A 19679-nucleotide genomic window follows, 5' to 3' on the forward strand; every position below is an offset into this window, starting at 1 on the left:
CATGTCCCAAGCCGCACCAGCCCACAAGCGCATCCTGCTCAAGCTGTCTGGTGAGGCGCTGATGGGGGATGACGCCTTCGGTATCAACCGTGCCACCATCGTGCGCATGGTCGAGGAGATCGCCGAGGTCACGCGCCTGGGCGTGCAGGTGGCGGTGGTGATCGGTGGGGGCAATATTTTCCGTGGTGTCGCGGGCGGCTCGGTCGGCATGGACCGGGCCACCGCCGACTACATGGGCATGCTGGCCACCGTGATGAACGCCCTGGCCCTGGCCGATGCCATGGACAAGCAGGGCCTGGTGGCCCGCGTGATGTCCGCCATCGCCATCGAGCAGGTGGTCGAGCCCTATGTGCGCCCCAAGGCGCTGCAGTACCTCGAAGAGGGCAAGGTCGTGGTCTTCGCGGCCGGCACGGGCAACCCTTTCTTCACCACCGACACGGCCGCGGCCCTGCGCGGTGCCGAGATCGGTGCCGAGCTGGTGCTCAAGGCCACCAAGGTGGACGGCGTTTATACTGCCGACCCCCAGAAGGACCCCACGGCCACGCGCTACACGAAGCTCAGCTTCGACGAGGCCATGTCCCGCAACCTGGGCATCATGGACGCGACCGCGTTTGCCCTGTGCCGCGACCAGAAGCTGCCGGTGCGGGTGTTCTCCATCATCAAGCACGGCGCGCTCAAGCGCGTGGTGATGGGTGAGGACGAGGGCACGCTGGTTTACGCCTGACGACGAAGAAGCAGCGGGCTCTGTGCCTGCTGCTGCTGTTCTGCCCCGAGGAGAAAAACATGACGATTGCCGACATCAAGAAGAACGCAGAGACCAAGATGGACCAGTCCATCGCGGCCTTCAAGAACAACCTGCAGAAGATCCGCACCGGTCGCGCCAACCCTGCGTTGCTCGACTCCGTGCAGGTCGAGTACTACGGCTCCTTCGTGCCCCTCTCCCAGGTGGCCAATGTGGCGCTGATCGACTCGCGCACCATCAGCGTGCAGCCCTGGGAAAAGGGCATGGGCGCCAAGATCGAGAAGGCCATCCGCGAAAGCGACCTGGGCCTGAACCCGGCCTCCATGGGCGACCTGATCCGCGTGCCCATGCCTCCCATGAGCGAAGAGCGCCGCAAGGAAATGACCAAGCTGGCCCGTTCCGAGGGCGAGGGGGCCAAGATTGCCGTGCGCAACCTGCGCCGCGACGCCAATGAATCCGTGAAGAAGCTGGTCAAGGACAAGCTCGCTTCCGAGGACGACCAGAAGCGTGCCGAAACCGATGTGCAGAAGGTCACTGACCGCCACATCGCCGAGGTCGATGCGCTGGTGGCGGCCAAGGAACAGGAAATCATGGCGGTTTGAGCCCCCAGGGCTTGAACGTTTCCATGTCTGCATCTTTGGTGGTGCCACACCACATTGCCATCGTCATGGATGGCAACGGCCGCTGGGCCACGCGCCGCTTCCTGCCGCGCCTGGCCGGCCACAAGCAAGGGGTCGATTCGCTGCGCCGCTGCGCACGCGCCTGCGTGCAGCGCGGCGTGGGCGTGCTCACCGTCTTTGCCTTCTCTTCCGAAAACTGGAACCGCCCGGCCGAAGAGGTCTCGGGCCTCATGGAGCTCTTGGCCCTGGCGCTGGCGCGCGAGGTGCCCCAGCTCCTGAAGGACGGCGTGCGCCTGCATTTCGTGGGCGAGCGCGCAGGCCTGTCGGCCAAGGTGCAGGGTGGTCTGGCGCAGGCCGAGGTGGCCACCGCCCACAACACCCGCCTGGTGCTCAATGTCTGCTTCAACTATGGCGGGCGCTGGGACATTGCCCAGGCGGCGGCGGCGCTGGCCGCCAGGGGCGAGCCCATCACCGAAGCCAGCCTGAACGGGGCCATGGGCATGGCCCATGTGCCCGATCCGGATCTGGTCATCCGCACGGGCGGCGAGATGCGCATCAGCAACTTCCTGCTCTGGCAGATCGCCTATTCGGAGCTGGTCTTCAGCGACCGGCTGTGGCCCGACTTCGACGAATCCGCGCTGGACGAGGCGATTGCGGCTTACAGTGCGCGGGAGCGCCGCTTCGGTAAAACCTCTGAACAGATCACCCTGTCCGCGCATCCCGATCCGATGCCGGGCTGAAAGGCCCCATGCTCAAACAGCGCGTCATCACCGCACTCGTCCTGCTGGCCATCCTGCTGCCGGCCCTGTTCTACAGCTCGCCACTGCCCTTCACCGTGGTGGTGCTGGTGCTCATGGCGGGCGGCGCCTGGGAGTGGGGGCGGCTGTGTGGTTTCAAGCAGGCCGGCTCGCTGGCCGTGGGGGCTGTCTGTGTGGCACTGTGCCTGGGTTCCTGGGCGCTGGGCTGGCTCACGCAGCCGCTGACCATGCTGTGGACCGTGGGTGGCGCGCTCTGGGTGCTGGGCACGGCCTGGTTGCTGCGCGCCGGCGTGCCCGGTTGGCCGCGCATTCCCGCGGCCGTGCGCCTGGTCGCCGGTGTGCTGGCGCTGTGGCTGGCCTGGCTGGCCGTGGTGCAGGCGCGCCTTGTGGGCATCAACTTCCTGCTGTCGGTGCTGGTCCTCGTCTGGGTGGCCGACATCTTTGCCTACTTTGCGGGCCGCGCTTTCGGCCTGCGCTTCACCAAGGGCAAGCTGGCCCCCTCCATCAGCCCCGGCAAGAGCTGGGAGGGTGTCTGGGGCGGCTTGGCCGGCGTGCTGGTGCTGTCTTTCGCCTGGGTGGTGGCCGATGCCCACTGGCAGGCCGAGGTGCTCAGTTTCTACAGCCGCATGGCCCGCCAGGGCTGGTGGCTGCTGGTGGTGGCGGCGCTGTTCATGACGGCGATGAGTGTCAGCGGTGACCTGGTGGAATCGCTCATCAAGCGCAGCGCCGGCGTCAAGGACAGCAGCAACCTCTTGCCCGGCCATGGCGGCGTGCTCGACCGTGTCGATGCCCTGCTGCCCACCCTTCCCCTGGCGATGATGCTTACGAGCCTGACGACGATCCCTCTATGAAACAACGGCTTACCGTCCTCGGTTCCACCGGTTCCATCGGCACCAGCACCCTTGATGTGGTGGCGCGCCACCCGGAGCGCTACGAGATCTTTGCGCTGAGCGCGGCCACCCAGGTGGACCTGATGCTCGCGCAGTGCGCGCAGTTCAAGCCCCGCTTTGCCGTGATGGCCAGCGCGCCGCATGCGCGCCAGCTCGAAGACAGGCTGCGCCAGAGTGGCCTGGCCACGCGTGTGCTGTACGAGGCCGATGCGCTGGAAACCATTGCCGCCCACCCCGAGGTGGATGCCGTGATGGCGGCCATCGTCGGTGCGGCGGGCCTGGCCCCCTGCCTGGCCGCAGCACGCGCCGGCAAGCGCCTGCTGCTGGCCAACAAGGAGGCCCTGGTGGTGGGTGGCGAACTGTTCATGCAGACGGTGAAGGCCGGCGGGGCCACGCTGCTGCCCATCGACAGCGAGCACTCGGCCATCTTCCAGTGCCTGCCCGAAGACCCCGCCACCTGGCCCGACCGGGTGGACAGCATTCTGCTCACGGCCTCGGGCGGGCCTTTCCGCCAGCGCGACCCGGCCACGCTCTCGCAGATCACGCCCGAACAGGCCTGCGCGCACCCGAATTTTTCCATGGGGCGCAAGATCTCGGTCGACTCGGCCACCATGATGAACAAGGCGCTCGAGGTGATCGAGGCGCGCTGGCTGTTCGACCTGGCGCCCGACCAGATCAAGGTGGTGATCCACCCGCAGCAGATCATCCACTCCATGGTGCAGTTCAAGGACGCCTCCATCCTTGCGCAGCTGGGCACGCCCGACATGCGCGTGCCCATTGCCGTGGGCCTGGCCTGGCCCGAGCGCATCGCCAGCGGCGCCAGCCGGCTCGACTTCTCGACGCTGAGTGCGCTGGCCTTCGAGGATGCCGATGCGATCCGCTTCCCGGGTCTGCACCTGTCCTGGCAGGCGCTCAAGGCGGCCGAGGGCACGACGGCCGTGCTCAATGCCGCCAACGAGGTGGCGGTGGGGCAGTTCCTGTCGGGTCGATTGCGTTTCGACCACATTCATGCGGTCAATCTTGCAACTTTGGATGCGGTTTCGCCCTCCAAGCCGGATTCCCTGGCAGCGCTGCTCGATCTGGATGCCCAGTCGCGCAGGGCGGCAGAGCGGGCCGCGGGCCTGCTGGCCGCCTGAGGCGCGCAGCGTCGTTTTCTGGCGACTGCTGCAGCCACTGCCAAACCACGGAGCTTTCCATGCTGTTGACCGTCGTCGCGTTCATCGTTGCCCTGGGCCTCTTGATCGCCGTGCATGAATACGGCCACTACCGCGTGGCCGTGGCCTGCGGTGTCAAGGTGCTGCGCTTTTCGGTGGGTTTCGGCAAGCCCTTGTTCACCTGGCGGCCCAAGGGTTCGCCGACCGAGTTCGTGCTCGGCGCCTTTCCACTGGGCGGCTACGTGCGCATGCTCGATGAGCGCGAAGCGCCCGTGGCCCCCGAAGAGCGCCACCTGGCCTTCAACACCCAGCCGCTGCGCTCGCGCGCGGCCATCGTGGTCGCGGGCCCGCTGGCCAACCTGCTGCTGGCGGTGCTGCTGTACTCCATCGTCAACTGGAACGGTGTCGAGGAGCCCAAGGCCGTGCTGGCCAGCCCCGTGGCGGGCTCGGTGGCCCACAGCGCCGGCCTGCGCGGCGGCGAGCTGGTGCAGCGTGCGGCCCTGGGCTCCGAGGAGCTGGAGCCCGTGCGCTCATTCGAGGACCTGCGCTGGCTGCTGACCCGTGGCGCGCTGGAGGGCGAGTCCGTGCGCCTGGACGTGCAGCCGCAGACCGGTGCGCACCGCGAGATGGTGCTGGACATGTCGAAGATCGATTCGCGCGAGGCCGACGCCCAGCTGTTCCGCAAGATCGGCATCCTCGGGCCCTGGACGCGCCCGGTGCTGGGCGAGGTGATGCCCAAGGGCGCTGCAGAGCGCGCAGGCCTCCAGCAGGGCGATGTGGTGCTCAAGATCGGCACCACCGAGGTCGTCGATGGCCAGCAGCTGCGCGAGCTGATCCGCAAGTCCATGCAGGGCAACGAACCGCTGTCCCAGCCCTGGCTGATCGACCGTGCGGGGCACTCGCTCACGCTGGACGTGCTGCCCGATGCCCAGCCCGAGCTCGGTGCCACGGTCGGACGCATCGGTGCCTATGTGGGGGCTTCGCCCGAATTTGTAACCGTTGAATACGGCCTGTTCGAAGGTTTCTGGACCGGCGTGGTCAAGACCTGGGACGTTTCGCTGCTCACCCTGAAGATGATGGGGCGCATGGTGATCGGCGAGGCCTCGCTCAAGAACCTCAGCGGGCCCTTGACGATTGCGGACTATGCCGGCCGTTCGGCCAGCCTGGGGCTCACGCAGTACCTGGTGTTCCTGGCACTGATCAGCGTGAGCCTGGGCGTGCTGAACCTGCTGCCGCTGCCAGTTTTGGACGGTGGGCACCTGATGTATTATCTTTGGGAGGGCGTGACGGGCAAGCAAGTGTCGGACGCATGGCTGGAGCGTTTGCAGCGCGGTGGTGTCGCGGTGCTGCTTCTCATGATGTCCATTGCCCTGTTCAACGATATCACCCGGCTTTTTGGCTAACCATTTTTCTTTCCGCCCTTGCCCCGCAGGAGCGGCTCCAGTTCCATTCATGAAAAATCCAATCAATCGCCTGGGCGTGCGTACCGCATCGGCCATTGCAGCCATGGTCTTTGTCGCCAACGCGGCGTGGGCACTGGAGCCTTTCAAGGTGCAGGACATTCGCGTGGAGGGCCTGCAGCGCGTGGAGCCCGGCACCATCTTCGCATCCATGCCCCTGCGTGTGGGCGATGACTACAACGACGAGAAGGGCGCAGCCGCCATCCGCGCGCTGTTCGCTCTGGGCCTGTTCAAGGACGTGCGCCTGGAGGCTTCGGGCAATGTGCTGGTGGTGGTGGTCGAGGAGCGCCCCACCATTGCCGACGTGGACTTCGCGGGCACGCGCGAGTTCGACAAGGATGCGCTCAAGAAGAGCATGCGCGAAGTGGGCCTGACCGAGGGCCGCCCCTACGACAAGGCGCTGACCGACCGCGCCGAGCAGGAGCTCAAGCGCCAGTACATCAACAAGAGCCTGTACGGCGCCGAGGTGGTGACCACGGTGACGCCCATCGAGCGCAACCGTGTGAACCTCACGTTCTCGGTGGTCGAGGGCGAGCCTGCGCGCATCAACGAAGTGCGCATCGTCGGCAACAAGGCCTTCAGCGAATCCACGCTCAAGGGCCTGTTCGACCAGGACACGGGAGGCTGGCTCAGCTGGTACACCAAGTCCGACCGCTACTCGCGCGCCAAGCTCAATGCCGACCTGGAAACCCTGCGCACCTACTACCTGCAGCGCGGCTACCTGGAGTTCCGCGTGGAATCGACCCAGGTCGCGATTTCGCCCGACAAGCAGGGCATCTCGATCACGGTGAACGTGTTCGAGGGCGAGCGCTTCGTGGTCTCGGGCGTCAAGCTCGAAGGCAACTACCTGGAGCGCGAGGACGAATTCAAGTCGCTCATCACCATCCGCCCCGGCGAGCCCTACAACGCCGACCAGGTGACCGAGACCACCAAGGCCTTCTCCGAGTATTTCGGCCGCTTCGGCTTTGCCTTCGCGCGCGTGGAAGCCGTGCCCGAGATCGACCGCGAGAACAACCGCGTGGCGCTGGTGCTGCAGGTCGAGCCTTCGCGCCGCGCCTACGTGCGCCGCATCAACGTCAGCGGCAACAACCGCACGCGCGATGAAGTGATCCGCCGCGAGTTCCGCCAGTACGAAGCGTCCTGGTACGACGGCGAGCGCATCCGCCTGTCGCGCGACCGCGTGGACCGCCTGGGCTTTTTCACCGAGGTCAACGTCGAAACGCAGGAAGTGCCCGGCTCGCCCGACCAGGTGGACCTGGTGGTCAATGTGGCCGAAAAGCCCACGGGCTCGCTGCAGATGGGCGTGGGTTTCTCCAGCGCCGAGAAGGTGGCCCTGTCCTTCGGCATCAAGCAGGAGAACTTCTTCGGCTCCGGCAACTACCTGGGTGTGGACGTCAACACCAGCAAGTACCGCCGCACGCTGGTGTTCAGCACCACCAACCCGTATTTCACGGACGAAGGCATCTCGCGCACGCTGGACCTGTACTACCGCACTGACAAGCCTTACGAGGACCAGGGCGGCAACTACCAACTGGTGACCACCGGCGGCTCGGTGCGCTTTGGTGTGCCGTTCAGCGAGACCGACACGGTGTTCTTCGGTGGCGGCCTGGAGCAGACCACCATCAAGCCCGGCACCAACATCCCGGCCACCTACCTGGCCTATGCCGACAACTTCGGCTACAAGAGCACCTCGATCCCGCTGACCATCGGCTGGTCGCGCGACGACCGCGACAGCGCGCTGGCACCCAATTCGGGCCGCTACCAGCGCCTGAACTCCGAATGGTCGGTGGCCGGCGACGCCCGCTATGTGCGCGCCAACTACCAGTACCAGCAGTACGTGCCGCTGAACAAGCGCTTCACGCTGGCCTTCAACGGCGAACTGGGCATCGGCAAGGGCATGAACGGCCGCCCCTTCCCCGTGTTCAAGAACTACTATTCGGGCGGCCTGGGTTCGGTGCGTGGTTTCGACCAGGGCACCCTGGGTCCGCGCGATGTCACCGGCGCCTCGCTGGGCGGCCCGAAGAAGGTCACCCTCAATGCCGAGCTGATCGCTCCCTTCCCGGGGGCCGGCAACGACCGTACGCTGCGCGTCTTCACCTTCGTGGATGTAGGCAATGTGTATGGAGAGAATGAAAAGGTAACCGCCAGCACCATGCGCGCCTCCGCCGGGCTTGGTTTGAGCTGGATTTCCCCGCTGGGCCCCCTGCGCCTGGCCTTTGCACAACCGGTACGCAAGTTTGCTGGCGATAGAATCCAGAAACTGCAATTCCAGATTGGAACGTCTTTCTAATGAACTCCCTTTCCCGCCATTTCGCCCTGGTCATGTTGCTTGGCAGCTTTGCCATGGCGGTTCCCGCACAAGCGCAAGAGTCTTTCAAGGCCGGTTTCATCAATACCGACCGCATCTTGCGCGAGGCCAACTCGGCCAAGGCGGCATCGGCCAAGCTCGAGCAGGAATTCACGCGCCGCGAGAAGGACCTCGTGGACATGGGCAATGCCCTGAAGACCGCTTCCGAGAAGTTCGAGCGTGAAGCCCCTACGCTGGCCGAGAGCCAGCGCGCCATCCGCCAGCGCCAGCTGGTGGACCAGGACCGTGACTTCCAGCGCAAGCGCCGCGAGATCCAGGAAGACCTGAACGCCCGCCGCAACGAAGAGTACGCAGCCCTGCAGGAGCGCGCGAACCGTGTCGTCAAGCAGGTCGCCGAGGCCGAGAAGTACGACGTGATCCTGCAGGAAGTCGCCTACATCAACCCCAAGCACGACATCACCGACAAGGTGATCAAGGCGCTCAATGCAGCGCCTGCCAAGTAAGCCGCTGCACCAGCAGCGCGGAGCAGGTGGCCTGTGAGCTTGCGTCTCGGGCACATCGTCGATGCGCTGGGGGGCTCGCTGGAGGGGGGCACGGGTGATACCGTCATCTCCCGCATCGCGCCACTGGAGGTTGCAGGGCCGGGGGATCTCAGCTTCCTGAGCAACCCACGCTACCAGCAGCAACTGGCCGCCTCCCGGGCGGCCTGTGTCATTGTGGCCCCGGCGATGCGCGAGGCTGCGGTGGCGCGGGGCGCCTGCATCGTGGCGGACAACCCCTACGTCTACTTCGCGCGGGCCACCCAGCTGTGGCGCCAGCACACGGCGCCAGGAGGGCAGGGTGGGGTGCATGCCAGCGCGGTGGTCGATCCATCGGCACAGGTGCATCCTTCGGCCACCATTGGTCCGCTGTGCGTGGTCGAACGGGGCGCGCGCATTGGCGCGGGCACGGTGCTCAAGTCCCGCGTGACCGTGGGCGAAGATTGCTCCATCGGCGAGCGCTGCATCGTGCATGCCGGGGTGGTGATCGGTGCCGACGGCTTTGGCTTCGCGCCCGAGAAGGGCCAGTGGGTCAAGATCGAGCAGCTGGGTGCGGTGCGCATCGGCAACGACGTGGAAATCGGGGCCAACACCTGCATCGACCGCGGGGCGCTGGACGATACCGTCATCGAGGACGGCGTGAAGCTCGACAACCTGATCCAGATCGGCCACAACGTGCGCATCGGCAAGCATGCGGCCATGGCCGGCTGCGTCGGCGTGGCCGGCAGCGCGACCATCGGTGCCCACTGCACGGTGGGCGGCGGCGCCATCGTGCTGGGCCACCTCACGCTGGCCGACAACGTGCACATCTCGGCGGCCACCGTGGTCACCCGCTCATTGACCCAGCCGGGCCAGTACACCGGCATGTTCCCCATCGACGACAATGCGCGGTGGGAAAAAAACGCTGCAACACTCAAACAACTGCACAGCTTGCGCGAGCGCATCAAGGCGCTGGAGCAGGCTCTCAAGGCAGCATGAACGGAAGAACAACTCGATGATGGATATTCACGCGATTCTCAAGCAACTGCCGCACCGCTACCCCTTCCTGCTGGTGGACAAGGTGATCGAGTTGGAGAGCAACAAGCACATCAAGGCGATCAAGAACGTCACCTTCAACGAGCCGTACTTCATGGGGCACTTCCCGGGCCGCCCGGTGATGCCCGGTGTGCTGATCCTCGAAGCCCTGGCCCAGGCGGCCGGCTTGCTGGCCTTCGATGCCATGGGCAAGGTGCCTGATGAGAACAACATCTACTACTTCGTCGGCATCGACGGCGCGCGCTTCAAGCGCCCCGTGGAGCCGGGCGACCAGCTGGTGATGACCATCACCATCGACCGCGTGCGCGGCGGCATCTGGAAGTTCAAGGGCGTGGCCAGCGTGGGCGAGGAAGTCGCCTGCGAGGCCGAACTCATGTGCACCATGCGCCAGGTGGGCTGAACGCCGGCCTGCTGTCCAACGTGAGCAATATCCACCCCACCGCCCTTGTCGCCGACGGTGCCCGCCTGGACCCTTCGGTGCAGGTCGGGCCCTATGCCGTGATCGGCCCGAACGTGGCGATCGGTGCCGGCACCACGGTGGGTGCCCACTGCGTGATCGAGGGGCACACCACCATCGGCCAGGACAACCGCATCTTCCAGTTCGCCTCGCTGGGTGCCGACCCGCAGGACAAGAAGTACGCGGGCGAGGCCACGCGCCTGGTGATCGGCCACCGCAACACCATCCGCGAGTTCTGCACCTTCAACACCGGCACGGTGCAGGACCGTGGCGAGACCACGGTGGGCGACGACAACTGGATCATGGCCTACGTGCACGTCGCACACGACTGCGCCATCGGCGACCAGACCACCCTGGCCAACAACACCACGCTCGCGGGCCACGTCGAGGTGGGCGACTGGGCCACCGTGGGCGGGCTCACGGGCGTGCTGCAGCGCATGCGGGTGGGCGCTCACACCATGGTCGGCTTTTCCAGCCACGTCAACAAGGATGTGCCGCCCTACATGGTGGTGGACGGCAGTCCACTGGCCGTGCGCGGCGTGAACCTGGTGGGCCTGCGCCGGCGCGATTTCTCGGCCCCGCGCATCGCCGCGATCCGCGAGATGCACAAGCTGCTGTACCGCCAGGGCCTGTCGCTGGACGAGGCGCGCAAGGCCATTCTCGCACTGGCTGCCGATATGCCCGAGGCTGCTGCCGACGTGGCATTGATGGATGCTTTTCTGGAAAGCTCTGCCGCCGGCATTGCGCGGTGATCCCTTTTCGAGAGACGGCTGAATGACGGACAAGGCGCCCCGCGTGGCGATGGTCGCAGGCGAAGCCTCGGGCGACCTGCTGGCCGGCCTGCTGCTCGATGGCATGCAGGCCCGCTGGCCGGCCGCCACGGCGCATGGCATCGGCGGGCCACAGATGGCCCGGCGCGGCTTTGCCGCCTGGTGGCCCAGCGACAAGCTGGCCGTGCACGGCTACAGCGTGGAGGTGTTCCGCCGCCTGCGCGAGCTGCTTTCCATCCGCAAGCAGCTGCGCAACCGCTTGCTGGCCGACAGGCCCGATATCTTCATCGGGGTGGACGCGCCCGATTTCAACCTGGGGCTGGAGGCCGACCTGCGTGCCGCCGGCATCCGCACCGTGCACTTCGTCTGCCCATCGATCTGGGCCTGGCGCGCCGACCGCGTGGAGAAGATCCGCAAAAGCGCCGGCCATGTGCTGTGCATCTTCCCCTTCGAGCCCGAGCTGCTGGCGCGCCACGGCATCGCCGCCACCTACGTGGGCCACCCGCTGGCCAGCGTGATCCCCGAGGTGCCCGACCGCAGCGGCGCGCGGGCGCACCTGGGCCTGGCCGATGGCGACGAGGTGCTGGCCATTTTGCCGGGCAGCCGCTCGGCCGAGGTGCAGTACATCGCCCCAGCCTTTTTCCAGGCGGCGGCGCTGCTGCGCCAGGCGCGCCCGAATCTGCGCATGGTGGTGCCTGCCGTGCCTGCGCTGCAGGCGCGCATCGAGCAGGTGGCGCGCGAGCAGGGCGTGTCCGGCATGCTGCAGATCGTCACCGGCCAGTCGCACACCGTGCTGGCTGCCTGCGATGCCACGCTGATCGCCAGCGGCACCGCCACGCTGGAAGCCGCGCTGTTCAAGCGCCCCATGGTCATCGGCTACCACATGCACCCCTTGAGCTGGTGGCTCATGAAGCGCAAGCAGCTGCAGCCCTGGGTCGGGCTGCCCAACATCCTGTGTGGCGAATTTGTCGTGCCCGAACTGATACAGGGCGCGGCCACGCCGCAGGCCCTGTGCGACGCCACGCTGCAATGGCTGGATGCAAAAGTGCAGCATCCCGCTACCATCACGGCTTTGGAGCAGCGTTTTTCCGCGCTGCACGCGAGCCTGCGACGCGACACCTCCCAACTGGCTGCCGATGCGATCGAGAAAATCCTTGCCACCGCTGCTGTCTGAACAGGCGAGCCTGGACTGGCATCCGCCGGGCCTGGTGGCCGGTGTGGACGAGGCTGGCCGGGGCCCGCTGGCCGGGCCTGTGGTGGCGGCGGCCGTGATCCTCGACGACCTGCGGCCCATTGCCGGGCTCGATGATTCCAAGAAGCTCACCGCGCTGCGCCGCGAGGCGCTGTTCGATGAGATCCGTGCCAAGGCCCTGTGCTTTGCCATAGCCGAGGCCAGCGTGGAGGAGATCGACCAGCTCAACATCCTGCAGGCCACCCTGCTGGCCATGCGCCGTGCGGTGATGGGCCTGCGCCTCAAGCCCGTGCGCGTGCTGGTCGACGGCAACCAGCTGCCGCGCCTGGATGTGCCCGCCGAGGCCATCGTCAAGGGCGATGCGCTCGTCAAATCCATTTCTGCCGCCTCCATCCTCGCCAAGGTCCACCGCGACCGCTGGTGCGACGAAGTGCACACGCACTTTCCGCACTACGGCTTCTCGGCCCACAAGGGCTATGGCACGGCAGTGCACATGGAGGCCCTGCGCACCCATGGCGCCTGCATCCACCACCGCCGCTCCTTCGCCCCGGTAGCGCAGGCCCTGGTGGGGCAGCCTGCCATGCCCCGGGACATCCACATCGGCATCGGCGCATAGGGCGCCGCAGCCCTGGGGCTGTGTCTTTTTCCCTGCAGGCTTGCATCCCATGACCTCATCTTCGATCACCGCCATCCATTCGCGCGACAACGCCTGGGTCAAGGACCTGCGCCGCCTGGCGCAGGACAACGGCGCCTACCGCAAGCAGGGCCGTGTCTGGCTGGAGGGCGACCACCTGTGCCGCGCGGCGCTGGAGCGCGGCGTGCAGCCGGCCGTGGCCGTTTTTGCCGAATCGCTGTGGCCATCGGCCCAGGTCGAGTGGGGCCAGGCCGCGCCCAAGGTGGTGGTGCTGGCCGATGCACTGTTTGCCGACATCAGCGGCCTGGAGTCGCCCGCGAAGATGGGGTTTGTGCTCGGCCTGCCCGAGGGCCGGTCTCCGCAACCCGGCATGGCCGCCGTGGTGCTCGACAGGGTGCAGGACGCGGGCAATGTGGGCTCCATCCTGCGCAGTGCCTCGGCCTTCGGTTTCCGCCAGGTGCTGGCGCTCAAGGGCAGCGCCGCCCTGTGGTCACCCAAGGTGCTGCGCGCCGGCATGGGCGCACATTTCGCGCTGGACCTGGTCGAAGGCTTGGCGCCCGAGGATCTGGCGGGCCTCCACCTGCCCACGCTGGTCACCAGCTCCCACCAGGGCGACTACCTGCACCGCGCCGAGCTGCCCTGGCCCTGCGCCTGGGTCATGGGGCACGAAGGGCAGGGCGTGAGCGCCGTGCTGCAGGAGCGCGCCAGCCACCACATCCGCATTGCCCAGCCGGGTGGGGAAGAGTCGCTCAACGTGGGCGCGGCCGCCGCCATCTGTCTGCATGCGAGTGCGGCGCAGCGCGCGCTGCAGACGGGGCGCTGATCCAATTCCCTGTACGGGTTTGGATTCGGGCGTATAGCTAGGCGGGAAGCCGCAGACAGTGCTCTAGCACGGCAAGGCGAACCAACGACGCTAGACGCCCGAAGGCAAAGCCGTACTACTGGTTGCGCAGGAACTGCTGGACGAAGTCGCCCTGGTTGGGCGCATCCTGGTGCGTGGTGAACACCAGCTTCTGGCCTTCCACGCGCAGCTTCATCTCGGGGCCGAACTGGCACTGGATCTGGCCCAGGCTGGCGGCCTTGGCCTTGAAGCCGGCGTTGCTCCCGCACATGCTGCCCATCTGCGAGGCGACTTCGCCGCAGAAGCTGGCGATGCTGAGCTTCTTGAGCTTGTCATCGTCGATGGACTTCCAGTCCACCGCCGTCTTCACCGGGCTGCCGCAAGCGCTGCTGGCCGAGGTGTCGGTGCTGGAGAGATCCGCCTGTGCCGAGGCCAGGTGCTTGTCGCGGTCGAAGCGCGCCAGCTTTTCCTGCACGCCGTCCTTCTGCTGGCGCGCATAGGCCGTCTTGAGCTCGGCCGTGTTCAGGGCCTTGCTCTTCTTTTCGTCAAAGGCCAGGTCTACCGCGCCCTGGCGGCCCGGCAGGTAGGTCACGTAGCGCTCGCCACCGCCATAGCGGTTGGCCTGTTTTTGCACCAGACCCCAGTCGCGGCCGTCCAGGGTGGTCACATAGGCCTCGGTACCGCTGCCGCGCTGCTCCTGCTTGCCCAGAAAGACCACCTTGTCGATGGCGTGGTTGACGCCGCTCACGCGCATCAGGGCCGTCTTGCCGTCCGTGGTCGGGGCCAGCACCACCTCCAGGCCCTGCGGGCCGGTGAACACCTGCGGGTAGGCGGCCAGGTCCTGTGCACTGGCCAGGGTGGAAATGAGGGCGCACGCGAAAGCGATCGAAGTCTTGGTCATCCCATCTCTCTTGGTGGTGTCAAACGATGCGGGAAAGTCTAGCGGGAGGGGCCCGATCGGGCCTGTCCGTGAGGCTGCGAAGTTGTGTCGGTTCGTGAAAAGCTTCTCGAATCCGCGCCCGGTGCTGCGAACGTGCCCAAGCCGCGGTGCAGCCGGGTGGCTGCGGCGCAAGGGCATGCATCTGTTGTCGCTGCTTGTTACAATGAAATTTGCTATGCAAGTAATAGCGAGCTGCCCTGCTTGCGTGGCGGGATGGCGGCCGGCCCATGGCACGCAAGTTGCGGCAAATGCTGGGAAAGATGCCGGGTTAATACTTAAAGATGGGCCTCTCAGGCTACAATTGGAGGCTTTCCCGCAAACACGTCGCCCGGCCGCACCCAAAGCAAACTTCCCACAAACAGCAGTCCCAGGACCTCTTCCTGCGACTCCGGGCGACCGTAACCATTCGGAGAACCCAGTGCTTTTGTCTCTCAAGGGAACCTTCCCGCCCGCCATCCTGGCGCTCGCAGACGGCACGGTCTTTATCGGCAATTCGATCGGTGCCACCGGCACCACCGTCGGCGAGGTGGTGTTCAACACCTCCATCGTCGGCTACCAGGAAATCCTGACCGACCCGAGCTACTGCCAGCAGATCGTCACCCTGACGTATCCGCACATCGGCAACTACGGCGTCAATTCCGAGGACATCGAAGCCGACAAGGTCCATGCCGCAGGCCTGATCATCAAGGATCTGCCGCTCCTGGCCAGCAACTTCCGCTCCACCGAAACGCTGGCGCAGTACCTCGTGCGCGAGCGCACCGTGGCCATCGCCAACATCGACACCCGCAAGCTCACCCGCCTGCTGCGCGAAAAGGGCGCGCAGAACGGTGCCATCATCGGCCTCGCAGAAGGCCAGGATGTGACACAGGCGCTGATCGACCAGGCGCTGGCCGCTGCCAAGGCAGCTCCCAGCATGGCCGGGCTGGACCTGGCCAAGGTCGTCTCCACCAAGACCACCTACGAGTGGACCGAGACCGAGTGGGCCCTGGGCAAGGGCTACGGCAAGCTCGATGCCCCGCAGTTCCACGTGGTGGCCTACGACTACGGCGTGAAGAAGAACATCCTGCGCATGCTGGCCCAGCGCGGCTGCAAGGTCACCGTGGTGCCCGCGCAGACGCCTGCCGCCGACGTGCTGGCCATGAAGCCGGACGGTGTGTTCCTCTCCAATGGCCCTGGCGATCCAGAGCCTTGCGACTACGCGATCGCAGCCACGCGCACCATCGTCGAGAGCGGCGTGCCCACCTTCGGCATCTGCCTGGGCCACCAGATCATGGCCCTGGCCGCCGGCGCCAAGACCTTCAAGATGGCCAACAGCCACCACGGTGCCAACCACCCCGTGAAGGACCTCGATACCGGCCGTGTGAGCATCACCAGCCAGAACCACGGTTTTGCCGTGGAGATGGATTCGCTGCCCGCCAACCTGCGCGCCACGCACGTGAGCCTGTTCGACGGCACGCTGCAGGGCCTGGTGCACAAGGACAAGCCGGCGTTCTGCTTCCAGGGCCACCCCGAGGCATCGCCCGGTCCGCACGACATCGCCTACCTGTTCGACCGCTTCACCGACGCGATGCGGGCCGCGCGCACCCAATAAGCCCAGCCAAGGAACCGCGCCATGAAACTCTTCAGCTTCCCCCAGGCTTCCCTTGAAAAGGCCATCCACAAGCGTGTGCTGACCCTGCCGTCGCCGCACCGCGAGTGGTTCACCGAGCGATGGGCGCAAAAGCCTTACAAGAAGTCCTTCATCGAGAACAAGGCCATGCCGCTGGTCACCCTGGTGGCCAAGGGCAAGACCTGGGACGACGAGACCTTTGCGGAAGCCATGGCCGAGTGGGACGCGACGTTCTATGACGCGGAAACCGAAGTGCTGTTGCCCTTGGTGCAGGGCGATGGCCTGCTGCAGCTGATGCAGAAGAACCTGCCGCCCGAGCGCGCGCAGGCGCTCATCGCCAAGATCAACACGCGCCGCGATGCCGCAGCCGCCGCGCCCGCCAGCCTCAAGGCAGCCGAACCCACGATCGACTGATCGACGCAACATGCCAAAACGTACAGACATCAAAAGCATCCTCATCATTGGCGCTGGCCCGATCATCATCGGCCAGGCCTGCGAGTTCGACTACTCCGGCGTGCAGGCCTGCAAGGCCCTGCGCGAAGAGGGCTACAAGGTCATCCTGATCAACAGCAACCCCGCGACGATCATGACCGACCCGGCCACGGCCGACGTGACCTACATCGAGCCCATCACCTGGCAGACGGTCGAGAAGATCATCGCCAAGGAGCGTCCTGACGCCATCCTGCCCACCATGGGCGGCCAGACCGCGCTCAACTGCGCGCTGGACCTGTGGCACCAGGGCGTGCTCGACAAGTACAAGGTCGAGCTGATCGGTGCCACGCCCGAGGCCATCGACAAGGCCGAAGACCGCCTGAAGTTCAAGGACGCGATGACCAAGATCGGCCTGGGCTCGGCGCGATCGGGCATTGCCCACAGCATGGAAGAAGCCTGGGGCGTGCAAAAGCAGGTGGGCTTCCCCACCGTGATCCGCCCCAGCTTCACGCTGGGCGGCACGGGCGGCGGCATTGCCTACAACCCCGAAGAGTTCGAGACCATCTGCAAGCGCGGCCTGGAAGCCTCGCCCACCAACGAGTTGCTGATCGAGGAATCGCTGCTCGGCTGGAAGGAGTACGAGATGGAAGTGGTCCGCGACAAGGCGGACAACTGCATCATCATCTGCTCCATCGAGAACCTGGACCCGATGGGCGTGCACACCGGTGACTCCATCACCGTGGCCCCCGCGCAGACCCTGACCGACAAGGAATACCAGATCATGCGCAACGCCTCGCTGGCGGTGCTGCGCGAGATCGGTGTGGACACGGGCGGCTCCAACGTGCAGTTCTCGATCAACCCCAAGGACGGCCGCATGGTCGTGATCGAGATGAACCCGCGCGTCTCGCGTTCCTCGGCGCTGGCTTCCAAGGCCACAGGCTTCCCCATCGCCAAGGTCGCGGCCAAGCTGGCCGTGGGCTACACGCTCGATGAGCTGCGCAACGAGATCACGGGTGGCATCACGCCCGCCTCGTTCGAGCCCTCCATCGACTACGTGGTCACCAAGATCCCGCGTTTCGCGTTCGAGAAGTTCCCCACGGCCGACAGCCGCCTGACCACGCAGATGAAGTCCGTGGGCGAGGTCATGGCCATGGGCCGCACCTTCCAGGAGTCCTTCCAGAAGGCCTTGCGCGGCCTGGAAGTGGGCGTGGACGGCATGAACGAGAAGACCCAGGACCGTGAAGTGCTCGAGAAGGAACTGGGCGAGCCCGGCCCCGAGCGCATCTGGTACGTGGGCGATGCCTTCGCCATGGGCCTGTCGGTCGACGAGGTGTTCGAGCTGACCAAGATCGACAGGTGGTTCCTGGTGCAGATCGAGCAGATCGTGAAGATCGAGCTCGACATCGACCAGCTCGTCGCCGAGAAGGGCGAGGGCGCGCTGGCCGCCATCGATGCGACCACGCTGCGCACGCTCAAGCAAAAGGGCTTCTCCGACCGCCGCCTGGCCAAGCTGCTCAAGACCAGCGAGAAGGCGGTGCGCGAGGCGCGCCGCGCCCTCAACGTGCGCCCCGTGTACAAGCGCGTGGACACCTGCGCCGCTGAGTTCGCGACCAACACCGCCTACCTGTACTCCACCTATGACGAGGAGTGCGAGGCCGAGCCGACGAACAACAAGAAGATCATGGTGCTGGGCGGTGGCCCCAACCGCATCGGCCAGGGTATCGAGTTCGACTACTGCTGCGTGCACGCGGCGCTGGCGATGCGCGAGGACGGCTACGAGACCATCATGGTCAACTGCAACCCCGAGACCGTCTCCACCGACTACGACACCTCCGACCGCCTGTACTTCGAGCCCGTGACGCTCGAAGACGTGCTGGAGATCGTGGACAAGGAAAAGCCGGTCGGCGTGATCGTGCAGTACGGCGGCCAGACGCCTTTGAAGCTCGCCCTGGGCCTCGAAGCCGAAGGCGTGCCGATCATCGGCACCACGCCCGACATGATCGATGCGGCCGAAGACCGCGAGCGCTTCCAGAAGCTGCTGGGCGACCTGGGCCTGCGCCAGCCGCCCAACGCCACGGCCCGTACCGAGCCTGAAGCACTGGAAAAGGCTGCCGCCCTGGGCTACCCCCTGGTGGTGCGCCCCAGCTACGTGCTGGGCGGCCGTGCGATGGAAATCGTGCACGAGCAGCGCGACCTGGAGCGCTACATGCGCGAAGCCGTCAAGGTGAGCAACGACTCGCCTGTGCTGCTCGACCGCTTCCTGAGCAACGCCATCGAGTGCGACGTGGACTGCGTGCGCGACTCCACGGGCGTCACCTTCATCGGTGGCGTGATGGAGCACATCGAGCAGGCCGGCGTGCACAGCGGCGACTCCGCCTGCTCGCTGCCCCCGTACTACCTGTCGCAGGCCACGGTGGACGAGATCAAGCGCCAGACGGCGGCCATGGCCCAGGGCCTGAACGTGGTCGGCCTGATGAACGTGCAGTTCGCGATCCAGGAGACGGATGGCAAGGACGTGATCTACGTGCTCGAAGTGAACCCGCGCGCCTCGCGCACGGTGCCTTTCGTGAGCAAGGCCACGGGCATCCAGCTGGCCAAGGTGGCCGCGCGCTGCATGGCCGGCCAGACCCTGGCCTCTCAGGGCATCACCAAGGAGGTGACGCCGCCCTACTTCAGCGTGAAGGAGGCCGTTTTCCCCTTCGTGAAGTTCCCCGGTGTGGACACCATTCTCGGCCCCGAGATGAAGTCCACCGGCGAAGTCATGGGTGTGGGCAAGACCTTTGGCGAAGCCTTCGTGAAGAGCCAGATGGGTGCGGGCACCAAGCTGCCCACGGCCGGCAAGGTCTTCCTCACGGTGAAGAACGCCGACAAGCCCCGTGCCGTGGACATCGCGCGCCAGCTCGTGGCCATGGGCTTCGAGCTCATCGCCACCAAGGGCACGGCCGCGGCCATCGACGCGGCCGGCGTGCCGGTCCAGGTGGTCAACAAGGTGACCGAAGGCCGGCCGCACATCGTGGACATGATCAAGAACGACGAGATCGTGATGGTCATCAACACCGTGGAAGAGCGCCGCAACGCGATCGCCGACTCGCGCGCCATCCGCACCTCGTCGCTGCTGGCCCGTGTGACCACCTTCACCACCATCTTCGGCGCCGAAGCGGCCGTGGAGGGCATGAAGTACATGGACAAGCTGGACGTGTACTCGGTGCAGGAACTGCACGCGCAACTCGCGGCTGCCTGATCCTGTGGTTCGGGCCGGCAAACGGGCCGGCAATGGCTGCAAAGCCCCGTGGAGGTG

The 19679-nt window shown here is 66.1% G+C and carries 18 protein-coding genes; 17 read left to right on the forward strand and 1 reads right to left on the reverse strand.

The genetic code is table 11. The features are described 5' to 3' along the window. Window position 1 precedes the first annotated feature (1 nt). From pyrH to HNP48_RS25135, 14 genes are read left to right on the forward strand one after another with little or no spacing between them, the layout of a single operon-like run. Window positions 2-724, forward strand: coding sequence for a UMP kinase (gene pyrH, locus HNP48_RS25070; protein WP_184862243.1), 723 nt, complete (start codon window positions 2-4; stop codon window positions 722-724). Between the two features lie 59 nt (window positions 725-783). Further along, window positions 784-1344, forward strand: a complete 561-nt coding sequence (frr, locus tag HNP48_RS25075) for a ribosome recycling factor (protein ID WP_184862245.1) — start codon at window positions 784-786, stop codon at window positions 1342-1344. 23 nt (window positions 1345-1367) lie between these two features. Next, entirely contained in the window at window positions 1368-2102 is a 735-nt protein-coding gene (uppS, locus tag HNP48_RS25080; protein WP_184862247.1) for a polyprenyl diphosphate synthase, read from the forward strand. A gap of 8 nt (window positions 2103-2110) precedes the next feature. Beyond that, the gene (locus HNP48_RS25085; protein ID WP_184862249.1) at window positions 2111-2971 is read left to right on the forward strand and encodes a phosphatidate cytidylyltransferase; all 861 of its coding nucleotides are present in this window, start codon (window positions 2111-2113) and stop codon (window positions 2969-2971) included. Continuing rightward, window positions 2968-4146, forward strand: a complete 1179-nt coding sequence (ispC, locus tag HNP48_RS25090) for a 1-deoxy-D-xylulose-5-phosphate reductoisomerase (protein ID WP_184862251.1) — start codon at window positions 2968-2970, stop codon at window positions 4144-4146. Before HNP48_RS25085 ends, ispC begins: the two co-directional genes overlap by 4 nt. Before the next feature lie 59 nt (window positions 4147-4205). Further along, window positions 4206-5567, forward strand: coding sequence for an RIP metalloprotease RseP (rseP, locus tag HNP48_RS25095; RefSeq protein WP_184862253.1), 1362 nt, complete (start codon window positions 4206-4208; stop codon window positions 5565-5567). Between the two features lie 49 nt (window positions 5568-5616). Further along, window positions 5617-7914 carry an outer membrane protein assembly factor BamA gene (gene bamA / locus HNP48_RS25100; RefSeq protein ID WP_184862255.1) on the forward strand — a complete coding sequence of 766 codons (2298 nt, stop codon included), beginning with the start codon at window positions 5617-5619 and terminating at the stop codon, window positions 7912-7914. Next, window positions 7914-8435: an OmpH family outer membrane protein gene (locus tag HNP48_RS25105; protein WP_184862257.1), complete on the forward strand. Its 522-nt coding sequence runs from the start codon at window positions 7914-7916 to the stop codon at window positions 8433-8435. Before bamA ends, HNP48_RS25105 begins: the two co-directional genes overlap by 1 nt. A gap of 33 nt (window positions 8436-8468) precedes the next feature. Further along, window positions 8469-9449 carry a UDP-3-O-(3-hydroxymyristoyl)glucosamine N-acyltransferase gene (gene lpxD, locus HNP48_RS25110; RefSeq protein ID WP_184862259.1) on the forward strand — a complete coding sequence of 327 codons (981 nt, stop codon included), beginning with the start codon at window positions 8469-8471 and terminating at the stop codon, window positions 9447-9449. Window positions 9450-9465: 16 nt separating this feature from the next. After that, a complete protein-coding gene (gene fabZ / locus HNP48_RS25115) occupies window positions 9466-9906 on the forward strand; it encodes a 3-hydroxyacyl-ACP dehydratase FabZ (protein WP_184862261.1) in 441 nt (146 codons plus the stop codon). A gap of 11 nt (window positions 9907-9917) precedes the next feature. Continuing rightward, window positions 9918-10715, forward strand: coding sequence for an acyl-ACP--UDP-N-acetylglucosamine O-acyltransferase (gene lpxA, locus HNP48_RS25120; RefSeq protein WP_184862508.1), 798 nt, complete (start codon window positions 9918-9920; stop codon window positions 10713-10715). A gap of 22 nt (window positions 10716-10737) precedes the next feature. Then, on the forward strand, window positions 10738-11907 hold the full coding sequence (gene lpxB / locus HNP48_RS25125) for a lipid-A-disaccharide synthase (protein WP_184862262.1): 1170 nt from the start codon (window positions 10738-10740) through the stop codon (window positions 11905-11907). Next, the gene (rnhB, locus tag HNP48_RS25130; protein WP_184862264.1) at window positions 11870-12541 is read left to right on the forward strand and encodes a ribonuclease HII; all 672 of its coding nucleotides are present in this window, start codon (window positions 11870-11872) and stop codon (window positions 12539-12541) included. Before lpxB ends, rnhB begins: the two co-directional genes overlap by 38 nt. A 49-nt stretch (window positions 12542-12590) precedes the next feature. After that, the gene (locus tag HNP48_RS25135) at window positions 12591-13382 is read left to right on the forward strand and encodes an RNA methyltransferase (RefSeq protein WP_184862266.1); all 792 of its coding nucleotides are present in this window, start codon (window positions 12591-12593) and stop codon (window positions 13380-13382) included. Between the two features lie 115 nt (window positions 13383-13497). On the opposite strand, the gene HNP48_RS25140 is transcribed toward HNP48_RS25135, so the two are convergent. After that, complete coding sequence (locus HNP48_RS25140; protein WP_184862268.1) at window positions 13498-14301, reverse strand: hypothetical protein; 804 nt, start codon at window positions 14299-14301, stop codon at window positions 13498-13500. Window positions 14302-14758: 457 nt separating this feature from the next. On the opposite strand from HNP48_RS25140, the gene carA reads away from it, so the two are divergent. Genes carA through carB form a run of 3 tightly spaced genes read left to right on the forward strand, consistent with a single transcriptional unit; the run spans window position 14759 to window position 19622 of the window. Next, complete coding sequence (gene carA, locus HNP48_RS25145) at window positions 14759-15931, forward strand: glutamine-hydrolyzing carbamoyl-phosphate synthase small subunit (protein ID WP_184862277.1); 1173 nt, start codon at window positions 14759-14761, stop codon at window positions 15929-15931. Between the two features lie 21 nt (window positions 15932-15952). Further along, a complete protein-coding gene (locus tag HNP48_RS25150) occupies window positions 15953-16363 on the forward strand; it encodes a hypothetical protein (RefSeq protein WP_184862279.1) in 411 nt (136 codons plus the stop codon). A gap of 10 nt (window positions 16364-16373) precedes the next feature. Next, a complete protein-coding gene (gene carB / locus HNP48_RS25155) occupies window positions 16374-19622 on the forward strand; it encodes a carbamoyl-phosphate synthase large subunit (RefSeq protein WP_184862287.1) in 3249 nt (1082 codons plus the stop codon). Window positions 19623-19679: the final 57 nt, after the last annotated feature.

Source organism: Acidovorax soli, assembly GCF_014207955.1.
Classification (GTDB): Bacteria; Pseudomonadota; Gammaproteobacteria; order Burkholderiales; family Burkholderiaceae_C; genus Acidovorax; species Acidovorax soli_A.

Coding starts and splice junctions, on each gene's coding strand:
- pyrH (WP_184862243.1), top strand. CDS start 2: ATGTCCCAAGCCGCACCAGCCCACAAGCGCATCCTGCTCAAGCTGTCT.
- frr (WP_184862245.1), top strand. CDS start 784: ATGACGATTGCCGACATCAAGAAGAACGCAGAGACCAAGATGGACCAG.
- uppS (WP_184862247.1), top strand. CDS start 1,368: ATGTCTGCATCTTTGGTGGTGCCACACCACATTGCCATCGTCATGGAT.
- HNP48_RS25085 (WP_184862249.1), top strand. CDS start 2,111: ATGCTCAAACAGCGCGTCATCACCGCACTCGTCCTGCTGGCCATCCTG.
- ispC (WP_184862251.1), top strand. CDS start 2,968: ATGAAACAACGGCTTACCGTCCTCGGTTCCACCGGTTCCATCGGCACC.
- rseP (WP_184862253.1), top strand. CDS start 4,206: ATGCTGTTGACCGTCGTCGCGTTCATCGTTGCCCTGGGCCTCTTGATC.
- bamA (WP_184862255.1), top strand. CDS start 5,617: ATGAAAAATCCAATCAATCGCCTGGGCGTGCGTACCGCATCGGCCATT.
- HNP48_RS25105 (WP_184862257.1), top strand. CDS start 7,914: ATGAACTCCCTTTCCCGCCATTTCGCCCTGGTCATGTTGCTTGGCAGC.
- fabZ (WP_184862261.1), top strand. CDS start 9,466: ATGATGGATATTCACGCGATTCTCAAGCAACTGCCGCACCGCTACCCC.
- lpxB (WP_184862262.1), top strand. CDS start 10,738: ATGACGGACAAGGCGCCCCGCGTGGCGATGGTCGCAGGCGAAGCCTCG.
- rnhB (WP_184862264.1), top strand. CDS start 11,870: ATGCGATCGAGAAAATCCTTGCCACCGCTGCTGTCTGAACAGGCGAGC.
- HNP48_RS25135 (WP_184862266.1), top strand. CDS start 12,591: ATGACCTCATCTTCGATCACCGCCATCCATTCGCGCGACAACGCCTGG.
- HNP48_RS25140 (WP_184862268.1), bottom strand. CDS start 14,301: ATGACCAAGACTTCGATCGCTTTCGCGTGCGCCCTCATTTCCACCCTG.
- HNP48_RS25150 (WP_184862279.1), top strand. CDS start 15,953: ATGAAACTCTTCAGCTTCCCCCAGGCTTCCCTTGAAAAGGCCATCCAC.
- carB (WP_184862287.1), top strand. CDS start 16,374: ATGCCAAAACGTACAGACATCAAAAGCATCCTCATCATTGGCGCTGGC.